Source organism: Anaerophilus nitritigenes, from assembly GCF_004138215.1.
In the GTDB taxonomy this organism is placed as follows: Bacteria; Bacillota; Clostridia; order Peptostreptococcales; family Thermotaleaceae; genus Anaerophilus; species Anaerophilus nitritogenes.
The window spans coordinates 1-2,935 of record NZ_RYYS01000003.1; the positions used below are offsets into that span (position 1 = coordinate 1).

2 protein-coding genes are annotated in these 2,935 nt (G+C 23.9%); both read right to left on the reverse strand.

Going from position 1 to position 2,935, the window contains the following annotated elements; translation table 11 throughout:
* Positions 1–76: 76 nt before the first annotated feature.
* Positions 77–805: a hypothetical protein gene (locus tag EK368_RS00145; RefSeq protein WP_129595701.1), complete on the reverse strand. Its 729-nt coding sequence runs from the start codon at positions 803–805 to the stop codon at positions 77–79.
* An 85-nt stretch (positions 806–890) separates the two neighbouring features.
* Positions 891–1,526 (reverse strand): ATP-binding cassette domain-containing protein, encoded by a 636-nt coding sequence (locus EK368_RS00150; RefSeq protein WP_129595702.1) that lies wholly within the window; start codon positions 1,524–1,526, stop codon positions 891–893.
* Between the last annotated feature and the right edge of the window lie 1,409 nt (positions 1,527–2,935).

Below are 2,935 nucleotides of genomic sequence, written 5' to 3' on the forward strand. Positions count from 1 at the left end.
TATCCTATACTTGTCGATTTGTTAAGAAAATCTATTTTATGATATCCAATTACTCCAGCTAGTCAACTCTACCTTTTTATGGATAATCAACACGCTTGTTTTGGTATACACAATCTTTTGAAATCATATAATGTACTTGTTCTTTTAGAGTGTTATATTTTTTCAAAATATTCATATTTGTAGTGAGAATATCCATATTCTTTACTTTTATAAACTCAATCCCGTTATTTAAGATTGCTTTATTTATCGGTTTTGTATTTGTCTCGTTCATTAAGTTGTATTTACTAAATATAGTTGAAACAGGAATATAAGTTATTTTTTCTTTTCCTTTGTATTTATAGCCATTTGGAATTTTTAAATGTTTTAAGAAAAATATATATTCTTCATCTTTTTTTATTGGAATATATCCATTTTCTATTTCACATGTATTAATTCCTAGGGAAAAGGGTTCATAAATATAAATATTATCATTTTCTTTTATATTTTTTCCTTTATAGATATCTAAAACATTCACATTTGAAAGAAGTGCTAAATTAAATATTTTTCTATTATCTGTTACACTGACTTTTACAATTAAATCAGCTTTTTCTTTAAGTTGTGCTAGATTATCTATATTATCTTCAAAATATATTTTTGAGAGAGGACTATTTTCAGCCAAGTCAATTTTAAAGTCTTCAATCTCTTTAAAAAGATGTTTTGCATCTACGTCCGTATAAAATGATTGTCTAGTCAATATACCTATTACACAACATATTCCTAAACATGTACTAATGAATATAATAAAAATTTTATTTCTAAGTCGCATATTTGGCCTCCATGTATTTTAAAATAAAATATTATTAAAATTGTTTCTTAAAAAAGTTTCTAAATACAGAATAAACCTTTAAAAATCAATGATTTATTAATTTCCCATCATCTATTTTAAACTTAAAATCACATAATATGTCTATATCTTCTTTGTTATGACTTGCTAACAAGATAGTTGCACCTCTCTTTTTTTCTTCTAACAATATATTTCGAACCAATTGAACTCCTTCTTCATCAAGAGCATTTGTTGGTTCATCTAGTACCAATAAAGTAGGTTTTTCCATAATTGCTTGAGCAATAGCTAACCGTTGCTTCATTCCTAAAGAATATTTTTTATAAATACGTTTATCCGAACAATCCAGGCCTACTCTCGTAATTGAATTTTTTATATCCGTATCAGATATTTTATTTTTAATGCTTGCCAATATCTTTAAATTTTCAAAGCCAGTATAATAATCCCAAAAGCCTGGCGTTTCTAATATCACGCCTACACTTTCTGGAAAACAAATATCTTTATGCAATACTTTATTATCAATTTTTATTTCACCAGATGAGGGTTTTATTAATCCAGATATCGCCCTGAAAAGCATAGTTTTCCCTGAGCCATTTCTTCCAAAAAAACCATAGATACCTCCTTTTTCTAATGAGAGATTGATATCCTTTAAAATTTCTTTTCCTTTAATTTTTTTTTCTAAATTAGTAATTGTGATAAAACTCATATATATTCCTCCTAGATAATATCCATATTTTTGAAATTGTATATGGCATATATTATACTACTTGTACAAATTATTAATAAATATAACATAGAGTCTATTAACATAAAATTATTAATTTTAAATTGAAAAAAATCTGTATATTTGATGAAATGACTAGTATGCCATGGTATAATTGCTTGGCTAATTGGAAATAGCTTTATTAAATTTATACTGGTAAAATGGAAAGCGTATAAAAACCCTATTGTAAATATCTGAAATATACTAACAGATATGGTAATGAAAAAACTATAAGTAATATTAATACTTAGTGACATAATATTTAAGATTAAAATATAAAAATAATTTAATAGAATAATTAGAATATATTCAATTCCTATTATAATAATAGATGTATGATTGAAAGTGAAACCATAGAAAAAACCTATCAAGAATACGGTTATAAATTGAATTAGATAATAGATCATTACATATATGAAAAGGTGTACTAATTTATTTAATAGCCATGAGCTTTTACTATTATTTCTTGTAAAAACATATATTGCATTTCTAGAAGTAGCTATATATAGATAATCCTTTAGCACAAAAATTAAATATAATTGAGGGATGATTAGAAAAAAAATAGGGATAATATATTTAATACTATCAATATCTAAATTCCCATAAGATAACATAAACAAAAGATCTATATCATTGTAATTACAAGCATTCATTACATCAATATGATATAAACTCAAAAAAAAAGCAAAAATAATTCCTACTAATAGTTTTTTAAAAATATTGCTTTCTTTTAAAATACTTACTTTCAACACTAATACCCCCAATACTTATCAGTAGTTTTGCTAATATAAAGATCACTATAGTATAAAATAAAAAATATTAAATTTAAGCCTAAAAAACTACTTATATCTATTAAATTACTGCTATTTTCTAAAATAAGAAACATATATTCTTCTAAAGTAGTAAACGAAAGATTTAATACTATTTTCAAAGCAGTAAATAATAAAAAAATACCATAAGTAATAAAAAATGCTACAATATCTTTTCGAACGCAAAGCAAAAACATATTATAAATAATTGCTAATATCCAAAATCCTACTAATTGAAATAAAATCCTTTCAAATATATAAAAAAAATAACCTAAGGTTAAGTTTTTCTCTAGTCCAATTATTAATAACACACCTAAAAGAATCATATTTATTAATGCTATATAGACGATTGAATAAAGAAATATACCTTTAAACTTATCTGTTGCCCAATTTGTAACAGAAGTATAATTTAGAAGTATCTTATAGCTATAAAATATAGCTGAAATATGTTCAAGTAAAAATATCCATAAAGGTATTATAAAAGTAAGCGTAAAGCCTATGACACATACAAAACTGAACTTTTAAGTGATAAAATCATCTCAA